The following is a 22,451-nucleotide window of genomic DNA, read 5'->3' on the forward strand; positions in this document are numbered from 1 at the left end:
GCCGTTCCTACGCGGGCGGCGTTCCGGCCGATCTCGCTTCCGGCCCGTCGTCCTTGCTGGCCCTCCTCGCCCTGCGATCCGCTGGTGTGGGCGAAGCGGCCCCGGGTGTTATTGAATGAGGTGTGCGGTCAGGAATCTCGGGGCCCTGTCGCCCGGGTTCTGGCACGGCCCCGGCGCTGTGCCGGGGTTGGCGAGCGAGCTGAGAGAGTCGCATGGACTCCACCCCCTCCCCCTCGTCCGCGTCGCCGTTCGACATGGTCAGCGGCGCCTTGGGGCAGTACATCCCACGGGGCGGGGCGGCAGCGGGCGCCGGTTCTGCCGACCCGCAGGGCGACAGCGCCGCTCGCCAACGCATACCCGCCCATCCGGCCCCCGGCCGTCAGGAGCAGATCCTCGGCGCGGTCAATCTGGACCGGGATCTGAGAATCACCCGCTGCAATCTGGGCGCCCCCGTTTTCACGGGGGTGGAGGCCGCGACCGGGAGCTCTTTCGTCGATCTTCTGCCTCCCTGGGACGTACCGACCGTCACGCGGCGGTTGCGGCAGGTCCTGGAGACCGGAGAGCCGCACGTCGCCAGGGTCCAGCGCCTGCGGCGCCGCGACGGGTCGGAGCTGGTGGTCTCGATGAGCATCCTGGCCGCCGCGCCGCCGCAGGAGGGCCTGACCGTCTCCCTGATCGCCATGGCCAGGAGGCTGCACCTGTACGCCGCCGAGACCGCGATCGGCACCTCGCTGGACATCGGCGAGACCGCACAGTCGCTGGCGGAGTCACTGCTGGCCTGGGGAGACGTGGCCGCCATCGACCTCGACCTCGCCGTGTGGACGGGCGAGGTGGTCACCGAGGAGCCGCAGCGGCGCATCCGGCTGCGGCGTGCCGCCCTGGTGCCGGACCGGGCGTGGCCCGACGGCTATGTGATTCCGGGCGACGATCTTCCCAGCGACGCGAGCCGCTTGCTGTCGCAGGCGATACGGCGTGACGATGCCGCGCAGGCCATCGTCATACCCGACCGGGAGGCGATCGAGCGGGCGCTCGGCAGCGCGCGACTGGTCCGTGCCCTGGTGCCAGGCGACCGGGCGGCTGGGGTGGCGTACATACCGCTGGTTCTGAACGGAGCGCCGCCCGTCGTTCTGGGTGTGGCGGAGGTCTGGCGGCGGACGGACCGCCCCTTCCACGAGGGCGAGCTGCTCGACCTGCAGGAGCTGGTCGCCAGGACCTCCCATCACGTGGACCTGGCCCGCCAGCACCAGCGCGAGCACACGCAGGTGCTGGCGCTGCAGCGCCGGCTGCTGCCACGCTCCGGCGGGGACACCATCGAGACCGCCAGCGTCTACCAGCCCGCCACCCCCGACAGCGCGGGCGTCGGCGGTGACTGGGTGAACAGTTTCCCGCTGCCGGACGGCCGCACCGCGCTGGTGGTCGGTGACGTCGTCGGGCACGGCCTGGGAGCGGCGGCGACCATGGGGCAGCTGAGCATGGAGGCCCGCGCGCTGCTGTCCGCGGGGCTGGCGCCCAACGAGGTGCTGGAGCACCTGGACGAGACCGTGACGCTGCTGGACGACTCGGAGTCCGGGCTGGTGGCCGGTTACAGCGCCCTCGGCTCGACCTGCTGCATCGTCGTCTACGACCCGGTCAGCCACCAGGCGGCGCTGTCCAGCGCCGGCCACCTCCCCCCGGTCCTGGTGCCCCCGGACGGGCCCGCCGGCTCCATCGCCGTACGCCCGCACCCCGGGCTGGGCGCCGAGTTCGCGCTGCGGGAGCCGTTCGACGTGCACGTGTTCGACGTCCCCCCGGGCTCGCTGCTCGCCCTCTACACCGACGGCCTGGTGGAGGACCCCGCCCTGTCGATCGACGAGGGCATCGGCAAGCTGGCGGACGTCGTGTCCACCGTGCACCCCTGGGACGCCCTGCAGCAGGCCGCGCGGCGCGTGGTCTCCGAGCTGGCGCCCGTGCGCCGGCGCGACGACGTGACCCTGCTGCTGGCGCGCATGATCGGCTACCGCAAGGGGGACACCGCGACCTGGCGGCTGCCCGCCCGCGGCGACGCGGCCGCCCGGGCCCGTGTGCTGGTCTCCGCGCTGCTGGGGCAATGGCGCATCCGAGCCGACACCCGGGACAGCGTGCTGCTGGTGGTCAGCGAACTGGTCGCCAACGCGGTCCGCTTCGCCGAAGGGCCCCTCACGATACGGCTGATCAGGGCCGGTCACGGTCTGCTGTGCGAGGTGGGCGACACCGGCAACGGCAGGCCCCGGCTGGGCCGGGGCGCGCTCCTCGACGACGGTGGCCGTGGCCTGCACATCGTGCATGGACTCACCACCCGGTGGGGGGTGCGGTGGACCGACACCGGCAAGGTGGTCTGGGCGTCCGTGGCGACGGCCGCGAGGTGACGCGGCTGCGGGTGAGCCGGGTCACTCGCGCCCGTCGAGCGGCGTCACCGGCGGTAGGGGCGCCCCTACCGTCGGTACGGGTTACAGCCACTCCCCTTCCAGAGCGGTGGCCGTGAGGCCCGGGGCCGCCGCGTACAGGACGGCACGGCTGCCGCGTTCCTGCCCGGCGTCGTGCGCTCTGCGCAGGATGTCGAACACGGCGGCGCCTCCGCGGTTGCCGCTGGTGTAGCTCTCCCGGCTGTAATCCAGCAGCCCCGCCGGCCACCCGTCGGGCATCGTCTGCTCCATGTACTCCAGCACGCGCGTCCCGCCCGGGTGCGCGAGCAGGACGTCGGGGTGCCAGGAGCCGGGGTCGTCCTGGTAACGGACGCGCAGCCACTCCCACATCGCGGTGACCGTCTCCTGCACGGCGCGCGGCCCGCGCCGGTCCATCACGAAGTGGGTGCCGTCCTCACGGGTCTCCAGACGGTGCAGGTCCTGGGTGCCGGGCAGAGTGTGGTGCCAGGCGGCGTCCAGTCGCAGCACCGACTCGGGCCTCGGGCGGCCCGTGACCACCGCGGCGACCGCGGTGTCGGCGAACAGCAACCGGACGATCAAGGACTCCAGAGTGTCGTCCGCGGGCTGGTAGGTCGTGCTCAGTGCCTCCGCGATCACGACCAGGACCACCCGGTCGGGGTCGGCGGCCACGAGATCCGCCGCCAGCGCCAGGGAGCGGGTCCCGGCGACGCAGGCCCACTGCGTGGCCGGCAGCAGCATCACGTCGCCGCGGAGCGGGAGCTCGTTGGCCAGGGCGACGTCCAGCCCCGGCAGCGCCGGGGTGGTGGAGTTACTGGTGATCAAGCAGTCGACGTCCGCCGCGTCCAGCCCGGCGATCTGCAGGGCCCCGCGCGCCGCACGCTCCCCGCCGGACCGCACGGCCGCCCAGGCCGGCGCGGTGCGCTCCTGGACGGTCTGCGGCGCGGGTATCGCCTCGAGGGCGGCGATCACGCGATTTACGTCCTGTTCGGTGAAGCCCTCTCCGGCCAGCGCCTCTCGCGCCGGCCCGATCCCGGCAGCCGGCAGGCCGCTCCCGTCGCCGGGCGCGACGGCGGTCTCCAGCGGCAGCATCCATCCGCGGTTCTCGATGCCCGTACTGGCCGCGATGGCGTCGATCCGCGGCGCCCACGCCGCGTGCGGGTGCCGGTCGCGCACCTCCGCCACGATCTGGCTGGTCTTCACGGTGTGCTCGCCGTGGATCACGGCGGGCGGGCACAGGTATGCGGCCATGATGGGCACCTTTCTCGGGGGGAGCGAGGTGGAGCATCACGAACGCTGTGTCCTGGATCACTTGGACGCGGTGTGTCCAAGTCCATTTGGGCGCGCTCCACTTCGGGCTTCGGTAGCCGCTCCGAGAATGGGCGTAAATGGACATTTGTGCTGTGATCTGGGCAACTTAGGCCGCTTTTGCCATGCGTGACATGGCGCACATTGCGCTGCCCGCCCCCTCCCCCCGAAGGCCCCTCAGTCGAGACAGAACTCGTTTCCCTCGATGTCCTGCATCGAGATGCAGGACTCGTTGTCTTCATCGGCGAGCAGGAGCTGCACGCGCACCGCGCCGAGAGCGACCAGTCGTGCGCATTCGGCCTCAAGCGTGGCCAGGCGTTCTTCCCCCACGAGTCCGGTGCCGACCCGTACGTCGAGATGTACCCGATTCTTGACGACCTTGCCTTCGGGAACGCGCTGGAAGTAGAGGCGCGGTCCCACTCCCGAGGGATCGACGCACGCGAACCACGCACCCTGATCCGCAGGAGACAGAGAACTGTTGTATGCGTCCCAAGTGGCGAACCCCTCCGGGGGAGGCGGTACGACGTACCCCAGCACCTCGCACCAGAAGCGAGCGACGCGCTCGGGTTCCGCGCAGTCGAAGGTGACTTGGAACTGCTTGATCGATGACATCGGCGCACCATAGCGCTTTGTCGGCCCGGCCGCCGCGAAATTTGTTGGACATGTCCTCGGCTCTCCATGACCATTCGCGCTGTGACAGACAAAGCCGAGCGCGGCACCCCAGTCCCAGCGAGCACCAAGTCAGTGCGATTCGTCGAGTTGTCGACCACGGCCATGAACGCCTTGCTGAAGGACGACTTGGCGCAGGCCGGTTCGGAGGCCGGTGTCGCCCTCCCCGAGTACTTCGTCACCAACAGGGCGAAGTGGGTGTGGCGGTATCGGGTCGGTCAGCTGAACTCGGACCCGGGCTGCGCGGGGTGGCTCACGCAGATCGTGGTGGCCGAGCCTGAGGGTGCCGTCGTGGGATATGCCGGGTTCCACGGCCCGCCGGACGACGCGGGCATGGTGGAGCTCGGCTACTCGGTGGTCCCCGCCCACCGTCGTCAGGGCTACGCCAGGGCCATATTGACCGCATTGGTGGAGCGGGCCGCCGCCGAAGCCCGCGTCAGGATCGTGCGGGTGACGATCAGTCCGGACAACGCGGCGTCCCTGGCCACGATCTCCGGGTTCGGCTTCGTGGAGGTCGGAGAGCAATGGGACGAGGAAGACGGCCTCGAACTCATCTTTGAGGTTCCCGCCTGATCGCGGTGCTGTGCGGGGAGGTCACACGGCTCGACGAGGTCGGAGTGTGGCGCCCTCGGGCAGCTCGGCGTGGGTGGTGGGGCGCTCGGCGGTGGGGCGCAGTCCCAGCGGCATGGACCGCGCTCCGGTGAGGTAGCCACCGGCTTCCACCGCGGCGAACAGGGCCGACATCAGCGCCTCGGCCACGCCGACGCCCGTGTCGCCACGTTCTCCCGGCCTGCTCTGCACCCCACGTATTCTGCCCGCCCCGTCCCGACAAGCCTCGCCGACAGTCACCACACACCGAGGAGTCCTTCCATGTTCCGCGGCCTCAGCGCCTTCCCCCTCACGCCCACGACGGAAGACGGCATCGACGAGCGGGCGTTCAGCGCCCTCGTCTCCCGCCTCGCCGCCGCCGGCGTCGACTCCATCGGCGCCCTCGGCTCCACCGGCGGCTACGCCTACCTCACACGTGAGGAGCGCGCCCGCGTGGCCAGGCTCGCGGTCCAGGCCGCCGACGGTGTGCCGGTCATGGCCGGCATCGGGGCACTGCGCACCTCACAGGTACTGCGCGTCGCCGAGGACGCGCAGCGGGCGGGCGTGTCCGCGGTCCTGCTCGCCCCGATGACGTATCAGGCCCTCACCGACGACGAGGTGTTCGGCCTGTACGAGAGCGTCACGCGTGAGCTGTCGGTGCCGCTGTGCGTGTACGACAACCCGCGCACCACCCATGTCCACTTCAGCGACGAACTTCACAGCCGTATCGCCGAGTTGCCGAACGTGGCCGCGGTCAAGATCCCGCCGGTGCCCGAGGACCCGGAGGCCGCCCGACAGCGCGTCGCGGCATTGCGGGCGCTGCTCCCGGACACGGTCGGCGTCGGTGTCAGCGGCGACTGGGCAGCGGCGGCCGGACTGAACGCCGGGTGCGACGCGTGGTACTCGGTCGCCGGCGGCCTGTTCCCGGCCACCGCCCTCACCCTCACCCGGGCCGCCCAGGCCGGCGACGCGGCGGGGGCCACGGCTCACTCCGAGCGGCTGGAGCCCCTCTGGGAGCTCTTCCGCCAGTACGGCGGACTGCGCGTGATGTCGGCGGCGGCCTCGCAGCTGGGCCTCGTGACCGAGCCGAATCTCCCGCTGCCCCTGCGGGGCCTGCCCACCGACGCCCGACGCCGGCTGGTCACCGTCCTGGCGGACCTCGCCCTGGATACGAGCGCGTGACCGTCCTGCTTGAGCTCGGCGGGGTGACTCACGCACAATGCCTGGCATGACCGCTGCCGCCGACATCCTCGTGGGACGACTGCACGTCGATCTGTGCCGCCAGTCCAGCGCGACCTGTCGAGGCTGACGACCAAACGCCCGTGAGTTCCCCGGCGGCGTAGGGCCACCGGGTCGTCAGCCTTGGCGCGTCCGCGTCCCCCACAACACCATGCGCACCGGCCGAGGCTGCGGCCATCCCCTTTCACACGCCCTTTGCGTGCCCCGACGCGTCCGCGTCCCCGGACGTACGTCCCCGCGTCGGCATGCCCGCACGCCGTCTCCGCACCCCACTCGGAGCCATATGTACGCGCATGCCCCTTCCCTGCAGGACGCCCCCGCTCCCTCCCGGCTGAGGAGCGTGGCGCTCGCCAGTCTGCTGGGCACCACCGTGGAGTGGTACGACTTCTTCCTCTACAGCACGGCCGCCGGGCTCGTCTTCGACAAGCTGTTCTTCCCCACGTCCAACGGCACGGTCGGCACGATGCTGTCCTTCGCGACGTTCGCCGTGGGCTTCGTCGCCCGCCCCGTGGGCGGTCTGCTCTTCGGGCACATCGGGGACCGGATCGGCCGTAAGCACACCCTCGCCTTCACCATGGGGCTGATGGGCGTTGCCACCGCCCTGATCGGTCTGCTGCCCACGTATCAGCAGGTCGGCATCCTCGCGCCCGCGCTGCTTCTGGTCCTGCGGGTCGCGCAGGGCGTGGCGCTGGGCGGGGAATGGGCCGGGGCGGTGCTGCTGGCCGTGGAATACGGGCCCGACGGCCGCAAGGGCCGGTTCGGCAGCTGCCCGCAGATCGGGCTGGCCCTCGGACTGGCACTGGGGACCGGCGTGTTCGCGCTGCTGAGCGACGCGCTCAGCGACGAGGCGTTCCTCGCCTACGGGTGGCGGATCGCCTTCCTCGTCAGCCTGGTGCTGGTCGTCGTCGGGCTGGCCGTACGGCTGAAGATCGACGAGACGCCGGCCTTCCGTGCCGTACGCCGCCTTCAGGAACTGCCGCGTTCCGCGCCGCTGGTGGAGCTGACACGGGCGCCCGAGGCCCGCCGGCACGTCCTGCTCGGGATGCTCGCCCGCTGGGGTGAGGGGGCCGCCTTCAACACCTGGGCCGTCTTCGCCATCACCTACGCGACCGGAACGCTGAAGCTGGACCGTACGCCGGTGCTGCTCGCGGTCACCGCGGCGGCGCTGGTGATGGCCGTGCTGATACCCGTGTCCGGGGCGGCGGTCGACCACCGCGGGGCCCGCCGGGTCTACCTGACCGGCATGGCAGCCTTCTCCGTCTCGGTCTTCCCGGCGTTCTGGCTCTTCGGCACCGGCGGGTCCTGGGCTTTCGCGGCGGCGCTGATCGTGACACTCGGAGTCGTGCACGCCTGGTTCTACGGCGCCCAGGGCACCTTGTTCGCCGCCCTCTTCGCCACCCCCGTCCGGTACACGGGCATGTCCTTCGTCTATCAGGTGTCCGGCGTCTTCGCGTCCGGCATCACCCCGCTGATCATGACCGCCCTGCTGGCACTCGGTTCGGGCAGTCCGTGGTGGGCCTGTGGCTATCTGGCGCTGACCGGCCTGGTCAGCGTGTGGGCGACCGGCCGGCTGCGGGACGAGGACCTGCGTGTCCCGACCGGACCGGCGTCCCTGACGCGGTCATCGGCCCCAGGGGGAGCGAGGGCCGCCTAGTCCTCCCGTGCCCACGGCCGTAGCTTCTCCGGGTTGCGGATCGCCCAGATCCGGGTGACGCGTCCGTCGGAGACGTCGAACGCGGCCACGGTCATGACGACGCCGTCGCGCCGGGCCACCAGGCCCGGCACACCGTTGACCGACCGCTCCAGGAGTTCGAGCCCGGGAGCCTTGTCGGCGATGGCGACCATGTACTGGGCGATGCGGGCGCCGCCCTCGACCGGGCGCAGGACGGTGCCGACCATGCCGCCGCCGTCGGCGGTCATCACGGCGGCCGGGTCGAGGAGTCCGACGAGGGCCGCGATGTCCTTCGTCTCCCAGGCCTCTTTGACGTGCCTCACCACGTCGGCCCGGCCGGTCGTCGGCACCGGAGCACGCGTGACGCCCACCCGTCGGCGGGCGGAGGCGGCCAGCTGCTTGCAGGCCGCGGGGGTACGGCCGAGAACGCCGGCGATCTCGGCGAACGGGTACCGGAAGACGTCGTGCAGGACGAACGCCACCCGCTCTGCGGGCGTCATCGACTCCAGGACGACGAGGAAGGCCATGGCCACCGACTCGTCCAGGACGATCTGGTCGGCGGGGTCCGCGGGGTCGGCGCCGCCCACGCCGTCCCACTCGGCGCGGTCGGGCAGCGGCTCGGGCAGCCACGCGCCGACATAGCGTTCACGGCGGGCCCGCGCCGAGCCGAGCAGGTCCAGGCAGATGCGGCCGGTCACCGTCGTCAGCCAGGCGCCGGGGGACAGGATCTCCTCCTGCCGGCTCGGTGACAGCCCGTACCAGCGCGCGTAGGCATCCTGTACGGCGTCCTCCGCCTCGGTCACCGAACCGAGCAACCGGTAAGCGACATTGATCAGTTGGCGTCGCTCGCCGGCTATCCCGTCCGTCCTCGTCCCGACACTCCCCATGCCTCCGGCCGCCCCCTCGCCTTACCTTTCGCGGACCCGCGTCGTCGAACCGGTGAGACCTTATCGATCTACCGCCCGACGGCGGGAAAAGGGGATTGCGACATGGCCACTCAGGTGACGGCAGCGGCGGACGCCCGGCGCACTTCCTCGTTCCTGCGGATCGCGATCGCCCTGCAGACCCTGACCATCTTCCTCCAGGCGGTCTCGGCCGGACTGCTGCTGACCTCGTCCTACGGGGCGATGCTGCATGACGTCGGATCCCGGGTGATGTACGGGGCGTCGATGCTGTACGTGCTCGCGGCGGTGCTGGCGTGGAAGCCGGGCGGCGGCTCGCTCCGGCCCGTCCTGCACGCCACGGGCTTCCTCGTACTGGCCTCGGTCCAGGTCGTGGTCGGCATCGCGCACGTCCCGTCGGTCCATCTCCCCCTGGGCGTCCTGATGTTCGGTCTGAGCCTGCTGGCGCTGGCCAGGCGCTGAGGCCCGGCGCGGGGCGGCACCCGGTCACCGGCTACTCGTCGGACAGCGTGAGGTCGGGAACCCGCCAGGCCGCGATCACGAAGGCGACCAGGGACACCGCGGCGCCCGTGAGGAAGACGAGGCGCATGGAGGCGACGTAGCCCTCCAGGAACGGCCACGCCGCGCTCGGGTCGAGGGTGCGCAGGAACGCGGAGTCCTCCAGGTCGACGCCGCCGTCGGGGCGGAGCACTCCCGTCAGGGCGTGCGCGTTGTCGGGCTGGGCCAGCAACCGGCGGTAGGCCGGCTCGTGGCGGGCCTCGGCCAGCCGGTCGGCGATGCTGCCGGCCGCCGTGGTGAACAGGACCGACAGGAACGCGGCGGTGCCGACCGTGCCGCCGTTGGAGCGGAAGAAGTTGACCGACGCCGTCGCCGCGCCCATGTCCGTACGGGGCACCTCGCACTGCGCGAGTGTGGTGAGCGTCTGCATCGACGCACCGAGCCCCGCGCCCATCAGGGCCATGCCGAGCGCCGGGTGCCACAGTGGGCTGTCCGCCCGCAGCGTCGCGAAGACGAGCATCGCCGCGGTGAACGAGCCGACACCGGCGACGAGATGGACCTTGAACCGGCCGGTCCGGGCGATCATCCGGCCTGTCAGCAGCGTCACCGCGAGGTTCGCGGCGACCGTGGGCAGGGTGGCCAGGCCCGCCGCGATGGGGCTCATGCCGCGGACCAGCTGCAAGTAGAGCGGCAGTGTCGTCATCGCGCCGAACATGCCGATGCCGACGACGAAGTGCAGCCCGACCCCCAGCCGGAAGGTCCGGATGCGGAACAGCCGCGGCGGCAGCAGCGCGGCGTCGCCCGTCCGCCGCTCGACCACCAAGAACACGGCCAGACCTGCCACTCCGATCGCGTACATCGACAGGGCCAGGGGCGAGTCCCACCCCCAGGTGCGGCCCTGCTCCGCGACGGTCAGCAGCGGCACGATGCCCACGGCCAGGGCGAGCGCCCCGGCGTAGTCGAGCCGGTGCCCCACCCGCCGGTGCGGGAAGCGCAGCACCCGCATGATCGTCACCGCGGCCGCGGCGGCGAGCGGCACGTTGATCAGGAAGATCCAGCGCCAGCCGGCGATGCCGAGCAGCTCGGCCCGGTCCGCGAACGCACCGCCCACCAGCGGTCCGGCGATGCTGGCGCCGCCGAACACGGCCATGAAATAGCCCTGGTAGCGGCCCCTTTCCCGCGGGGAGGTGATGTCCGCGATGATCGTCATCGCCAGGGACATCAGCCCGCCGCCACCGAGGCCCTGAACGGCGCGGAACGCCGCGAGTTCATAGATGGACGTGGCACAGCCGCACAGCAGTGAGCCGGCGGTGAACAGGGCGATCGCGGCGAGGTAGACGGGTCTGCGGCCGTGGATGTCGGAGAGCTTGCCGTAGAGCGGCGTCGCGAGGGTGGCGGTGATGAGATACGCGGTCGTCACCCACGCCTGGGCCGTCAGCCCGTGCAGGTCGTCGGCGATGGTCCGCAGCGCGGACGAGACCACCGTCTGGTCCAGTGCCCCCAGGAACATGCCGAGGACCAGCCCGGACATGACGGTGGTGATCTGCCGGTGACTGAGCCGCGGGGGTATGTCCCCGGACGCGCCCTGTTCTTGGGTGTCGGAGAAGGTCACGTGTCGTCCTCGGGGTGGGGAGCGGGCAGGGGCCGCCCCGGGTGTTCCGGGGCGGCCCGTACCCGGGGAACCGGGCAGTCAGCCGGCGATCTTCGCCAGGTCGCCGACCGCCTGATCGATCTCGGGCAGCGTCAGCATCGCCAGCTGGGCCGACCGGGCCCGCGCCCGGGGCCCGGGATCGGCGAGGAGCACCCGGCACGCCTCGGCGATACCGCCCGGGCCGCGGTCCGTGATGTGCAGGCCGAGCCCCAGCTCCGCCACCCGGTCCGCGTTGGCGGGCTGGTCCCCGAAGTGCGGCAGCACCGCCAGCGGCGTACCGGTGCGCATGGCCTCGCGGATGCTGTTGAAGCCGCCGTGGGTGATGAACAGGTCGACCGACTCCAGCAGCAGCGGCTGCGGCACCCGCTCGGTGACATGGACGTGCCCGGGAAGGCCCTCGGTGTCCACCGGAATCCCGGACGTCGACACGACCACCGTGCAGTCGTCCAGCTCGGCCGCCGCCCCCACGATCGCCTCCAGGCTCTCGGTGGGGTCCGGCAGCTTCACGGGCAGAGACGTCCCCCGGTCCGCCATGCGCTCCCGCACCACCGGCAGGGCGGTGCCGATCGCCGCGTACACCAGCGGCCGGTCCGTGGGCAGCCGGGCGAGCCAGTCCGGCAGCACACCGCCCCGCTCGACGTCCACCGTCTGCCGGTAGGCCCACGCCTTGCGCAGATGCCGGGCGAAGGAGAAGGCGGAGGGGACGTAGTCCACGCGGCCGTGCGGAACGAGGGACAGCGGGTCGTCCGGCACGGGCAGCCCCAGCTCCTCGCGCCGCTCGTTCAGCCGCGGCAGCACCTCGCCGGGGTCCAGGATGTTGGTGAACCCCGAAGGCGTCGGCAACTGCGGTACGCCCAGCAGCTCGGCGGTCAGCACCGCGCCCATGTCCATGCCGTCCCGCAGGATCACATCCGGCCGGAAGTCCTTGGCGAGGGGAAGCAGGATGTCCAGGTGCGGCTTGACCCCCGGCCCCGCCAGGTGCCGCATCAGCAGCCGGGTCAGTGCGTCCGTCGGCTCCGTGAGGTCGGTCTCCTGGAGCTCGGCGAGGTACGGACCCATCGCGGCGAGCGGATCGAACTCCGGCAGAGCGGCGTTCACTTGGACGTCGTCGTCACGGAAGACGGGCGCGAGGGCTTCGGTGGTGACCACCAGCACCTGATGCCCGGCCTTGGAGAGGGCGCGCAGCAGCGGCAGTTGCGCACGGCCGTGGGAGGGACTGCCGAGCGTGGTGCACAGAACCCGCATGGGGGGTGAGCCTTTCTCTCGGTGTTGGTTCGGTGGCAGGGAGAAGTGGGCAGGGGGGGGGCGGGCGGCACCGGCCCGGGCGTCACGCCACTCGCGTCGGCGCCTCGGCGTGCCCGATGCCCCGCCGGCTCAGTCCGGCCCGCGCGAGGCGGTCCGCGTCCAGCAGGTTGCGGAAGTCGTGGACCTCGTGGCCGGTCATGCGCGCGGCGATCGCCGCCCAGTCGAGGTCCCGCAGCTCCGGCCACTCGGTGAGGACGAGACAGGCCGCCGCGCCCTCCGCCGCCAGCACCGGGTCGTCGGCGAGCTCGAGCAGATCGCTCAGGTCGGGCCGCTCCTCACGCAACGCCGGGTCGTACGCCGTGAGTTCGGCGCCCCGCTCGCGCAGCAGCCGGGCGACGGAGAGCGCGGGCGAGTCGCGCAGGTCGGAGGTGCCGGCCTTGAAGGTCAGTCCGTACAGCGCGAGCCGTACGCCGTGCAGCGAACCGTCCTCGGCGCGCCCGCACGCGGCGGCGACCCGGTCGACGAGCTGCCGCTGATGGGCGACGTTGGTCTCGATGGTGGCGCGCAGCAGGGGGAAGTCGACCCCGGCCAGATCGCACACGGTCAGCAGGGCGTGGGTGTCCTTGGGCAGACAGGAACCGCCCCAGCCGGGGCCCGGCCGCAGGAACGCGGAGCCGATGCGCGGGTCCCGGCCTATGCCCTCGGTGACATCGGCGATGTCGGCGCCGAAGCGTTCGCAGACGGTGGCGAGGTTGTTGGCGAAGGACAGCTTCATCGCGAGGAAGAAGTTCGCCGCGTACTTGGTCAGTTCGGCGCTGGCGGCGTCGGTGAGCACCAGCGGCGCGTCCAGTTCGGCGTACAGCTCGGCCACGCGCCGGGCGGTGTCCCGGTCGTCGGCGCCGATGACGATCCGGTCGGGGTGCAGGAAGTCCTGGACGGCGCGTCCCTCGCGCAGGAACTCCGGGTTGCTCACGACGGCCACGTCGTCCCGGCCGAGCAGCGCGGCCACTCGCTCGCACGTACCGACTGGCACCGTCGACTTGTTGACGACGACACAGCCGGGCGGCAGTACGTCGCGGATCTGCGACGCCACGGCCTCCACCGCGGCGAGATCGGCCGCGCCGCCCGCCCCCATGGGCGTGGGCAGGCACAGGAACACCACCTCCGTCTCGGCGACGGCGGCCGCGGTGTCGCCCGTGAACTCGAGCCGGGCCGCGTCCAGGGCGTCCCGGACGGTCTCGGCCAGCCCGGGCTCCAGGATGTCCACCCGGGCCTCGCGCAGCCGCTCGACCTTGTGCGGGTCGGCGTCCGCGCACACCACAAAGTGCCCGAGAGAGGCCAGACAGGCGCCGGTTGTCAGTCCGACGTAGCCGGTTCCGATGACGGCGACGCGTCGAGCAGGCACAGAAGATCACCTTTTCCGGTCGGTGGGGGTGCCCGGGTGCGCCGGCTTCGGGAGGTGCGCCATGGCGTCCTGCGGGCAGACCTGGAAGGGCCGACTCCGTCGTACGGCCCGGGAACAGCGAGGACTCAAGTCACCAATCGTTGACCTGAGTCAGGTATGTCATGCGGCGAGAAAGCAAGTCAACGATTGATGACATCGGTCGGTGACTTTGAGACAGCCGCCGCAGACTGGAACATGGGCGGAACGGCCGAGGGGCCGTGGACCACGGAGGTGCGGTACGTGACCGGAGCACACAAGGGCGAGGCGTCGAAGACGGCGGCCTGCCGGCCCGCCCACAAGCGCTCGGCGTCGGGGACGCGTACCGCGCTGCGGGCCGCCGCGGCCTTCCGCTTCGGCAAGTACGGCTACGAGGGCACCAGCGTGCGCGACATCGCGGGCGATGTCGGTGTGGACGCGGCCCTCGTCTACCGCTACTTCGGCTCGAAAGAGGCGCTGTTCAACGACGTGTCGGGTACGGGCAAGATATTCGAGCCGCTGCTGAACGAACCGGTCGAGGCGATACCCGACTGGTTCTGCGCGCTGCTCATGGGCCCGCCGAGGGAGGGCGACTTCCCGCATCCGGTGCTGTCCGTGCTGCGCTCTTCCGGCCGGGACGAGGCGGTGGCGCGGCTGCGGGCGGACTTCACGGAGGTGTTCTCCCAGCGCCTGGCCGCCCGGCTCGGCGGCCCCGACGCGGATCTGCGGGCGGAACTCCTGGCGGCCTGGATGCTCGGGACCAGCCTGATGCGATCGGAGATCCGCCCACCCGCCCTGGCCTCGGTGCCGGACGCCACGCTGGAGCGCTACCTCCGAGCGGGCATCGAGGTGCTGCTGGGCCCGGGGCCGGGGGACGGCGTGGGGACGGCCGGAGCCGGAGACGAAGGTCCCTGCACCGGCGGCAACTGCCCCGATGCCGGGTGAGACACGGGGCCTCAGACGGTGGCGTGGGGCCGGTCCGGGGTGAGGTAGCACCCGGCGGTCCCCGTGGCGTGCGGGGTGAGAAGGTCCAGCAGTTGAGCGGCCGCGAGCTTGAGGAGGTCGCCGTCGCGCTCCGCGTGGAGGGTTTCCAGGACGAAGGCCACGTGAGTGGAGTCCTCGGTGACGCGGGTGCGGTGGGCGTCGCGGTGGTTCCAGTGCCGTGTCAGGACCCCGGTGGCGTCCGCGTAGACGATCTCGCCGGGCTTGGGGTGCTCGACGGTGCCGGGTTCGCCCAGCGGGGTGAAGGACTCGGTGCCGTCCGCGTGGCGGATGCCGACGTCGCCGGCGACCTGGTCGAGGTCGAAGGCGCCGGCGGGCATGCCGTGGCGGACCGAGACGGCGTTGTAGGAGTCGACGGCCGCATTGATGCGCGGCAGCGTTCCCTTCTTCGCGAAGCGACGGCCGAGCGCGTCGACGCTGGGGCGGATGCGGCGGGGGTTGGTGCCGAAGGAGCGGTAGGCGGTGTGCCAGGCCTCGATGCGGGGGTCCGTCTCGTCGGCCGGGCGCCAGGCGCCGGCGGCGACCTCCCGCTCCAGCTCCTCCAGCGCCGCGCTGGTGTGCGGCCAGGGCTCCCGGCCGCGCAGGCCGGTGGCGGTGACCAGGGCGATGAGGGTGCCGGGGAAGGCCTCCGCGACGGCGGGGGAGAGGTGGAAGGAGGTCATGGTCGCACTTCCGTTTCCTGCGTAGTGGGAGGGGGAGGGGCTTCAGGGCTGCTCAGGTCAGTGCGGGGAGGCTGACGGCCACGGCGGCGGTGCCCAGGCCGACGAGCTGACCGCGGTGGATGCGCTCGGCGAGTACACCGCGCGCGAGGAGCACCCTGCCGGCCGGGTAGTCATCGGGCCGATCGCCGGTGTGCGGTGGAGCAGGACGAACGCGGCGGCCGAGGCGACCCCGGACGCGGCACCCCAGCCGAGGGCGCCGGTGCCGAACGAGGCGCCGGACACCGGCCACAGGCCGCCGAGGAAATCGGCACAGATAGGCGAGTGAGCTGCCCAGGGCCGGCAGCAGAGCGATCACGGCACATCCCTTACCATTCAGTGGAACGACCAGACCGTACAACGTAACGACCGGCCGATGTCAACCAAACGACCGTACGGTGCATTGAAATGGTCGATGGTCAGGAGGGAGATCGCATGGTCGAGACAGCCGCGGCCCTGCGGACGGTCGCGCACAACGTCCGGGCGGCACGCACCCGGGCCGGCCTGTCCCTGGAGGAGCTCGGCCGCCGGGCCCAGGTGAGCAAGGGGGCCCTGGTCGCCCTGGAGAAGGCCCAGGGCAACCCCAATCTGGCCACCCTGGTCCGACTGGCCGACACCCTCGGCATCTCGGTCTCCGCCCTGATGCAGGGGCCACCCGAAGGCCGCGTCCGTGTCGTGGCCGCCGACGCCGTGACACCCCTGTGGACCGGCGAGCGGGGCAGCGAGGCCCGCCTCATGCTGACGACCTCGGGCCCTGCCCCCGTCGAGGTCTGGCGCTGGCGCCTGGAGCCGGACGAGGAATACCCCAGCCACCCCCACCAGGCGGGAGTCGTGGAAACCGTCAGCGTCACCTCAGGCCGCATGACCCTGATCGTCGACGGCGCGGAACACACCCTGGAAGCCGGCCAGACCGCCACCTTCGACGGCGACGCCTCGCACGCCTACCGCGGCTCCGGCACGGAACCCTGTGACCTGATCATGACGGTCCACCTGCCGCCCGCGCCCTGAACCGCCGCCTCAACTCGGGAGAGCCGCGCCCGATGCCAGGTGTCCCCGCAGCCACTGCTCCGTGTTGCTCACATGCAGCAGGGCGGCCGCCTGGCTGAGGGCGGAGTCACGGGCGGCCAGGGCTTTGAAGATCGCCTCGTGCTCGGCGAGGGTCCGGCCCGCGGCCTGGGCGTCGACCAGTCCGCGCCAGATGCGGGCCCGCAGGGTGCGGCCGGAGATGCCCTCCAGCAGGGTGAGGAGGCTCTCGTTGCCCGTGGCCGAGACGACGGCGCGATGGAAGGCGGCGTCATGGGCGTTGAGCCGTTCGACATCGTCGCGGGCTTCGCGCATGGCATCCAAGTGCCGCTCGACCTCGGCCAGTTGGGCGTCGGTGATCCGGGTGGCGGCCAGCGACGTGGCGACCGGTTCGAGGAGCCGTCGTACCTCCATGAAATCCTGGAGCGCGGCCGAGTCGCCCTGCAGCAGTTCCACCGCGCCGCCGAGCCCTCCGAGGAGCAGGCTCGGCTGCAGGCTGGTCACATAGGTGCCGTCGCCCCGCCGAACCTCCAGGACCCGGGCGACGGCCAGCGCCTTGACGGCTTCGCGCGCCAGATTGCGGGACAGGCCCAGCTGGGCGGCCAGGTCCGCCTCCGGAGGGAGCTTCGAACCGGGAGGCAGGGCGCCGGTCCTGATCAGCTCACGGATCTGCTCGATGGCCTTGTCCGTCAGAGACAACGCGCACTCCTCACCGGCCGGATGGTGCCGGGAAACATACCATGTCTGGTCGATCGGTAAGACCGGTAAATGGCGAAATGCCGGACCCAGTACATGGTTTGCTGGCGTTTTCCATTCCGTCGTACCCGTTGACATCCCATGACTCAGGGTCGATCTTCGTGCGTAACGTCTCCTGCCCCCTCATTCCAGGGATGTCTTCATGCCGAGGTCTTCGATCAACAGACGCCAGTTCCTCGCCAGTGCCACCTGCGTGGCCGCGGCGGCGGGTGCCGGAGGTGTGCTCGGTGCCGGCGGCGCGCAGGCGGCGCCCCGGAGGTACACGCCCGACTGGGGTTCGGTGGACCGGCACCCGCCGGCCCCGGAGTGGTTCCAGGACGCCAAGTTCGGCGTCTACTTCCACTGGGGCGCCTTCAGCGTTCCGGCCTACGACAGCGAGTGGTACCCGCGCAACATGTACGCGGGCGGCAGCAACGCGAACAAGCATCACATCGCGACCTACGGTCAGCCCTCCCAGTGGCCGTTCCACAACTTCATCGACGGCGCGCGGGACCTGGCGGGCAACACCGTGAAGTTCGCGCCGAAGCTGAAGTCGGCGGGCGGGAGCTTCGACCCCGACGAATGGGCACAGCTCTTCGTCGACGCGGGCGCCAGGTTCGCCGGCCCCGTGGCGGAGCACCATGACGGCTTCTCCATGTGGGACAGCCAGGTCAACGAGTGGAACTCCGTGGACAAGGGCCCGGGCCTCGACCTGCTGCGGATCTTCACCACGGCCATCCGCGCCAAGGGCCTCAAGCTGCTGGTGGCGATGCACCACGCGTACAACTACAACGGCTACTACGAGTACGCGCCCGCGCAGACGGACCCCAGCCTGAAGAAGTTCTACGGGCAGTTGAGCGCGACGAAGGAGAACCAGCTCTGGTACGACAAGCTCAAGGAGGTCATCGACCGGGCCGAACCCGACATCCTCTGGCAGGACTTCAAGCTGGACGCCGTCGACGAGACACAACGGCTGAACTTCCTGGCGTACTACTACAACCAGGCCATCGGCTGGGGCCGTGAGGTCGTCGCCACGTACAAGGACGGCATGAACGGCAAGGGCGAGGTCTTCGACTACGAGCGCGGCGGCCCGGCCGACCTCACCGCACCGTACTGGCTCACCGACGACAGCGTCTCCAGCAACAGCTGGTGCCACACCCAGAACATCGGCTACTACAGCACCCGGCAGATGCTGCACTCCTTCATCGACCGGGTCAGCAAGAACGGCAACATGCTGCTGAACATCGCGCCGATGGCCGACGGCACCATTCCCCAGGTCCAGAAGGACATCCTGCTGGGCATCGGAGACCATCTGAAGCGCTTCGGAGAATCGGTGTACGCGACCCGCGCGTGGACCGCGTACGGCGAAGGGCCGACGAAGATGGGCGGCGGCTCCTTCACCCGGCCCACGGCCGGCACCGCACAGGACATCCGCTTCACGCGGAACAAGGCGAGCACCGTCCTCTACGCCACCGTGCTCGGCTGGCCCGGCAGCTCACTCACCATCAAGACGCTGAACTCGGACCGGATCGACCTCTCGTCGCTGACCTCGGTGAAGCTGCTCGGCTCCACCGCCGGCACCTGCACCGACCTGCCGAAGCCGGCACAGAACGCGTCGGGGCTGACGGTCACCCTGCCGTCCACGGCTCCGTACAGCGCCGACGCCTACGTCCTGAAACTCGTGTTCTCCGGCCGCATCCCCGGCCTGCGCCCGCTGGCCGGGGCCGTGGGCTACCGGGATGTGAACCACTCCGGCGTCGTCGCCGTGCTCCCCGTCGGCGACTACACCGCGGACGAGCTGACCGCGGCCGGACTGGGCACCCGCACTCTCTCCTCCCTGCGGCTGGCCCCCGGCTACCAGGTCATCGGCTGGTCCGGCGACGACTTCACCGGCACCTCCTGGACGTTCACCGCCGACAACGCCGACCTCCGGGGCACCGGCGGCAACGACCGGATCACCTCGCTCCAGGTCCAGTTCAGGCCCTCGGCGTACTTCCGCATCACCAACGTCACCGACGGACTGGCCCTCGACAGCGGCGGCGACGTCGCCTCCGGATCCGACCTCAAGCAGTGGAGCTGGGACGGCAGCCACAACCTGCAGTGGCAGGCGGTGGAGGTCAAAGGCGGCTACTACAAGCTGGTCAACCGCGCCAATGGCATGGTCGCCGACGGCTGGGGCGCCACCACCGACGGTTCCGCCGCCCGGCAGGCCGCCTGGAACGGCGGGAACAACCAGCAGTGGACGATCACCCACCGGGGCGACGGCCGCTTCTCGATCGCCAACCGGACCACCGGCCTGGTCCTCGACGGCGGCGGCGACGTCGCCTCGGGATCGGTCACCAAGCAGTGGACGTACAACAGCAGCACCAACCTGCTGTGGACGTTCACGGCCCTCTGACCGCTGCCCGTGCGCCGTCAGGGGCGGCGGCTGATGACATCGGCCAGCCTCGCCAGACGGGACTCGCGCCGGCGGCCGGCGAGTTCCTTGCGGTCCGCACGGCTGTAGGCCAGGTACATGGAGCGCACGCCCAGCCACCGCAGCGGTTCGACCTCCCAGTTCCGTGAGGTGTGGCCCACCCAGGGCAGCCGGGTGAGTTCGGTGTCGTGGCCGAGGACCAGGTCGCGCAGGGTACGGCCGGCCAGGTTGGTGGTGGTGAGGCCCTGGCCGACGTATCCGCCGGCGTGCCCGAGTCCGGTGGCCGGGTCGAACACCGCGCTGGAGCACCAGTCCCGGGGGACGCCGAGGACGCCGCACCAGGCGTGCTCCACCCGGTGGCCGCGCGTGGCGGGGAACCTGCGGTGCAGGATCGAGGTGAGGGACCGGACGGTGGCCTCCTGCGTGGCGCCGTCGCGGTCGGTGGCCGAGCCGAAGCGGTAGGGGACGCCCCGTCCGCCGATCGCGATCCGGCCGTCCGCCGTGCGCTGGCCGTACATGTGGGAGTAGCACTTGTCGCCCAGGGTCTCGCCCCTGCTCCAGCCGATCTCGTCCCACACGGACCGGGGGAGGGGCTCGGTGACGATCATCGAGCTGTTCATCGGGAGCCAGGTGCGCCGTTCCCCCGCCAGGGACGCGGTGTAGCCCTCGGTCGCCCGCAGGACGACGGGGGCCCGGACGACACCCCGGTCGGTGTGCGCCCTGCCGCTCTCGATCCGGGTGACGGTGGTCGACTCCCGGATCGTGACACCGAGGGACTCGACGACGTCCGCCAGGCCGCGGACGTAGCGGGCCGGCTGCATCCGGGCGCAGTGCGGGGTGTAGGCGGCCCTGACCGCTTCCGGGACGCGGAGGCGCTCACGCAGTTCGCCGTCGTCCAGCAGCCGGGACTCGCTGACGCCCCACTTGTGGTCCTCGGTGACTCCGGAGGTCAGCCGCTGCACCTGCGACGGGGAACAGGCGATGCGGAGGGTGCCGCCCTTGACGACATCGGCCTCGATGCCCTCCGCCGCGCCGACGGCGACGATCTCGTCCACGGCCTCGTGCATCAGCCGCTGCTGCGCCTTGGTCGCGTCGACGCCGTACAGCCGCGCGAACCTGTCCCGGGAGCCGGCGAGCAGCCCCGATGCCCAGCCGCCGTTGCGCCCGGAGGCGCCGTAGCCGGCGAACTCCCGCTCCAGGATGACGATCTGGAGCAAGGGGTCGGCCTTCTTGAGGTAGTAGGCGGTCCACAGCCCGGTGAACCCGGCGCCGACGATGCACACATCAGCGGTGGTGTCGCCGGGCAGCGCGGGGCGCAGCGGGGGCCGGCCGCCGATGGCCTCGAACCAGAACGAGACGTTTCCGTTGACGGGTTCCGCCCGTGGTGTGGTGGCAGCGTCCATGGCCGTGTTCACATCCCCAGCAGCGCGGGGAGTTCGGACAGGTCGCGGATCTCGTCGTAGGGCTGGTAGGCGTCGCTGCCCTTGAGGCCGTAGCGGTTCACCCAGACCCGCCGGGCGATGCCGAGGTCCTTGGTGGGCATGATGTCGTAGTCCCAGCCCTGCGCGGCATGGGTGATCTGGTCCCTGCTCTGCGGAAGCACCTCGAAGAGCTTCTCGAAGGCCTGGCGGCGGGGCTTGTAGGCGCCTGCCTGCTGGGCGGTGACCACATGGTCGAAGGGGACGCCGATGGTCTCCAGGTGATACGGGATCAGGTCGTCGTCGCTGTTGGTGAGGATGGCGATGTCGTAGCGCTCTTTGAGCCGGCGGAGCGCGTCGGGGACGTCGGGGAAGACCGGGAACCTCTCGGCGGCGGCGATCAGCCGGTCGTAGTCCTCGTCGCGGTACTCGATGCCGTGCAGCAGCATGCAGTTCTCGAGGCTGTCCCGCACGATCTCGCGGTAGCGGCGGTAGGGCTGGACGACACCCTGGAAGCGCATGACGCGCAGGTTGTCGAGGAAGACCTCATGGTCGACGCCGACCTCGTCGAGGCGGTCCCGGACGATGGGCAGGGTGGCGCGGTTGAGGTCGAAGTCGATCAGGGTGCGGTAGCAGTCGAAGGAGACGACGGGCCTCGGAGCCATGGGCGTTCCTCAGTGTCGTGCCGCGTGCGAGCGGCGGCGGGACGTGGTCTTCGCTCTGATGTCCTCACTCTGCGCCGGGGCGTCCCGGGGAGACAGGAACAGACTGTCAGCGCATCGCCGTTCCGCTTGACACGGCGTCGTGCGGCCGGGGACCGGCGGACCCGCTGAGCAGCGCGTACGCTCACCAGACGAGCGGTTCCCGGTCCCGGAAGAAGCCGCCCGTGGGCCCGTCGCCGGGCAGCATCGCCAGCCAGATGGGGGTGTCGGCCCCCTCGGCCGGGCCGCGTGTCGCGGTCGGGCTCATGTCGGTGCGCACCCAGCCGGGCGACGCGGCGTTGACCAGGACCCCGGTACCGGCGAGCTCCGCGGCGAGCAGCCGGGTCAGCGCGTTCAGCGCGGCCTTGGAGACGCGGTAGCCGGGTTCGGACGGCCGGTCCATCAGGGCGAGGGAGCCGAGCGTGCTGCCGATGTTCACGATGCGGCCGTAACCGGCGGCGACCATGCCCGGGACGACCGCCTGCGCGCACCGCCAGGCACCGAGCACATTGGTGTCCCACACCCGGGCCGCGACAGCGAGGTCGGCCGTCGCCGACGCCTGCTTGCCGTCGGTGATACCGGCGTTGTTGACGAGGATGTCGACGCGCCCGTCCTCGTCCGTGATCCGCCGCACCGCCGCGGTGACGCTGTCCTCGTCCCGTACGTCCAGCCGCACCTCGCGTGCCGTGCCTCCGCCTTCTCGTACGCCGCGCCACACGCGGACACCCTGGCCGGCCAGGCCTTCGGCGATGGCGGCACCCAGTCCTCGGTTCGCGCCCGTGACCAGCGCGGTTCTCTGTTCCATGGCGACCAGATGTACCGCAGCCGACAGGCCGCGCGATACCGGCGGGCGAGGAACGGAACGCC

General features: G+C 71.3%; 22 protein-coding genes. 10 read left to right on the forward strand and 12 right to left on the reverse strand.

Annotated elements, in window-relative coordinates; genetic code table 11:
- Positions 1-212 precede the first annotated feature (212 nt).
- The gene (locus AC07DF_RS08050; protein WP_478968090.1) at positions 213-2,384 is read left to right on the forward strand and encodes a SpoIIE family protein phosphatase; all 2,172 of its coding nucleotides are present in this window, start codon (positions 213-215) and stop codon (positions 2,382-2,384) included.
- A gap of 81 nt (positions 2,385-2,465) precedes the next feature.
- Here AC07DF_RS08050 and AC07DF_RS08055 read toward each other — a convergent pair whose 3' ends face one another.
- Positions 2,466-3,650, reverse strand: a complete 1,185-nt coding sequence (locus tag AC07DF_RS08055) for a type III polyketide synthase (RefSeq protein WP_478968091.1) — start codon at positions 3,648-3,650, stop codon at positions 2,466-2,468.
- Between the two features lie 234 nt (positions 3,651-3,884).
- Positions 3,885-4,319: a VOC family protein gene (locus AC07DF_RS08060; RefSeq protein WP_478968092.1), complete on the reverse strand. Its 435-nt coding sequence runs from the start codon at positions 4,317-4,319 to the stop codon at positions 3,885-3,887.
- Between the two features lie 162 nt (positions 4,320-4,481).
- Between AC07DF_RS08060 and AC07DF_RS08065 the strand changes: the two genes are divergently transcribed.
- A complete protein-coding gene (locus tag AC07DF_RS08065) occupies positions 4,482-4,949 on the forward strand; it encodes a GNAT family N-acetyltransferase (RefSeq protein WP_478968093.1) in 468 nt (155 codons plus the stop codon).
- 21 nt (positions 4,950-4,970) lie between these two features.
- Here the strand turns inward: AC07DF_RS08065 and AC07DF_RS08070 are convergent, their stop codons facing one another.
- Complete coding sequence (locus tag AC07DF_RS08070) at positions 4,971-5,177, reverse strand: hypothetical protein (protein ID WP_478968094.1); 207 nt, start codon at positions 5,175-5,177, stop codon at positions 4,971-4,973.
- A gap of 69 nt (positions 5,178-5,246) precedes the next feature.
- Here AC07DF_RS08070 and AC07DF_RS08075 point away from each other — a divergent pair, with 69 nt between their 5' ends.
- The 3 genes from AC07DF_RS08075 (at position 5,247) to AC07DF_RS08085 (ending at position 7,857) form a co-directional block, all read left to right on the forward strand.
- On the forward strand, positions 5,247-6,146 hold the full coding sequence (locus tag AC07DF_RS08075) for a dihydrodipicolinate synthase family protein (RefSeq protein WP_478968096.1): 900 nt from the start codon (positions 5,247-5,249) through the stop codon (positions 6,144-6,146).
- 46 nt (positions 6,147-6,192) lie between these two features.
- Entirely contained in the window at positions 6,193-6,273 is an 81-nt protein-coding gene (locus AC07DF_RS08080; protein ID WP_359890358.1) for a putative leader peptide, read from the forward strand.
- A 270-nt stretch (positions 6,274-6,543) separates the two neighbouring features.
- On the forward strand, positions 6,544-7,857 hold the full coding sequence (locus tag AC07DF_RS08085) for an MFS transporter (RefSeq protein WP_478968098.1): 1,314 nt from the start codon (positions 6,544-6,546) through the stop codon (positions 7,855-7,857).
- Here AC07DF_RS08085 and sigJ read toward each other — a convergent pair.
- On the reverse strand, positions 7,854-8,762 hold the full coding sequence (gene sigJ / locus AC07DF_RS08090) for an RNA polymerase sigma factor SigJ (RefSeq protein ID WP_478968100.1): 909 nt from the start codon (positions 8,760-8,762) through the stop codon (positions 7,854-7,856). The two genes, AC07DF_RS08085 and sigJ, sit on opposite strands and share 4 nt — an antisense overlap.
- A 102-nt stretch (positions 8,763-8,864) precedes the next feature.
- On the opposite strand from sigJ, the gene AC07DF_RS08095 reads away from it, so the two are divergent.
- Entirely contained in the window at positions 8,865-9,239 is a 375-nt protein-coding gene (locus tag AC07DF_RS08095; RefSeq protein WP_478968102.1) for a hypothetical protein, read from the forward strand.
- 31 nt (positions 9,240-9,270) lie between these two features.
- On the opposite strand, the gene AC07DF_RS08100 is transcribed toward AC07DF_RS08095, so the two are convergent.
- The 3 genes from AC07DF_RS08100 to AC07DF_RS08110 form a co-directional block, all read right to left on the reverse strand.
- Complete coding sequence (locus AC07DF_RS08100; protein ID WP_478968104.1) at positions 9,271-10,887, reverse strand: MDR family MFS transporter; 1,617 nt, start codon at positions 10,885-10,887, stop codon at positions 9,271-9,273.
- Positions 10,888-10,965: 78 nt separating this feature from the next.
- Positions 10,966-12,171: a glycosyltransferase gene (locus AC07DF_RS08105; RefSeq protein WP_478968106.1), complete on the reverse strand. Its 1,206-nt coding sequence runs from the start codon at positions 12,169-12,171 to the stop codon at positions 10,966-10,968.
- An 82-nt stretch (positions 12,172-12,253) separates the two neighbouring features.
- A complete protein-coding gene (locus tag AC07DF_RS08110) occupies positions 12,254-13,576 on the reverse strand; it encodes a UDP-glucose dehydrogenase family protein (protein ID WP_478968108.1) in 1,323 nt (440 codons plus the stop codon).
- Positions 13,577-13,855: 279 nt separating this feature from the next.
- Between AC07DF_RS08110 and AC07DF_RS08115 the strand changes: the two genes are divergently transcribed.
- Entirely contained in the window at positions 13,856-14,536 is a 681-nt protein-coding gene (locus AC07DF_RS08115; protein ID WP_478968110.1) for a TetR/AcrR family transcriptional regulator, read from the forward strand.
- An 11-nt stretch (positions 14,537-14,547) separates the two neighbouring features.
- Here the strand turns inward: AC07DF_RS08115 and AC07DF_RS08120 are convergent, their stop codons facing one another.
- The gene (locus tag AC07DF_RS08120) at positions 14,548-15,255 is read right to left on the reverse strand and encodes a B3/B4 domain-containing protein (RefSeq protein ID WP_478968112.1); all 708 of its coding nucleotides are present in this window, start codon (positions 15,253-15,255) and stop codon (positions 14,548-14,550) included.
- A gap of 115 nt (positions 15,256-15,370) precedes the next feature.
- Here AC07DF_RS08120 and AC07DF_RS08125 point away from each other — a divergent pair, with 115 nt between their 5' ends.
- Both AC07DF_RS08125 and AC07DF_RS08130 read left to right on the forward strand, forming a co-directional pair.
- Entirely contained in the window at positions 15,371-15,580 is a 210-nt protein-coding gene (locus AC07DF_RS08125; RefSeq protein WP_478968114.1) for a hypothetical protein, read from the forward strand.
- A gap of 146 nt (positions 15,581-15,726) precedes the next feature.
- Positions 15,727-16,299 (forward strand): helix-turn-helix domain-containing protein, encoded by a 573-nt coding sequence (locus AC07DF_RS08130; protein ID WP_478968116.1) that lies wholly within the window; start codon positions 15,727-15,729, stop codon positions 16,297-16,299.
- Positions 16,300-16,308: 9 nt separating this feature from the next.
- Here AC07DF_RS08130 and AC07DF_RS08135 read toward each other — a convergent pair whose 3' ends face one another.
- Positions 16,309-17,013 (reverse strand): FadR/GntR family transcriptional regulator, encoded by a 705-nt coding sequence (locus AC07DF_RS08135; RefSeq protein ID WP_478968118.1) that lies wholly within the window; start codon positions 17,011-17,013, stop codon positions 16,309-16,311.
- A gap of 199 nt (positions 17,014-17,212) precedes the next feature.
- Between AC07DF_RS08135 and AC07DF_RS08140 the strand changes: the two genes are divergently transcribed.
- Positions 17,213-19,447 (forward strand): alpha-L-fucosidase, encoded by a 2,235-nt coding sequence (locus AC07DF_RS08140; protein ID WP_478968120.1) that lies wholly within the window; start codon positions 17,213-17,215, stop codon positions 19,445-19,447.
- Between the two features lie 17 nt (positions 19,448-19,464).
- On the opposite strand, the gene AC07DF_RS08145 is transcribed toward AC07DF_RS08140, so the two are convergent.
- From AC07DF_RS08145 to AC07DF_RS08155, 3 genes are all read right to left on the reverse strand, one after another.
- Positions 19,465-20,868 (reverse strand): NAD(P)/FAD-dependent oxidoreductase, encoded by a 1,404-nt coding sequence (locus AC07DF_RS08145; RefSeq protein ID WP_478968122.1) that lies wholly within the window; start codon positions 20,866-20,868, stop codon positions 19,465-19,467.
- A gap of 8 nt (positions 20,869-20,876) precedes the next feature.
- The gene (locus AC07DF_RS08150) at positions 20,877-21,548 is read right to left on the reverse strand and encodes an HAD-IA family hydrolase (protein WP_478968124.1); all 672 of its coding nucleotides are present in this window, start codon (positions 21,546-21,548) and stop codon (positions 20,877-20,879) included.
- A gap of 181 nt (positions 21,549-21,729) precedes the next feature.
- On the reverse strand, positions 21,730-22,389 hold the full coding sequence (locus AC07DF_RS08155; RefSeq protein ID WP_478968125.1) for an SDR family NAD(P)-dependent oxidoreductase: 660 nt from the start codon (positions 22,387-22,389) through the stop codon (positions 21,730-21,732).
- Between the last annotated feature and the right edge of the window lie 62 nt (positions 22,390-22,451).

It is taken from the genome of Streptomyces sp. NPDC044719 (assembly GCF_056433405.1).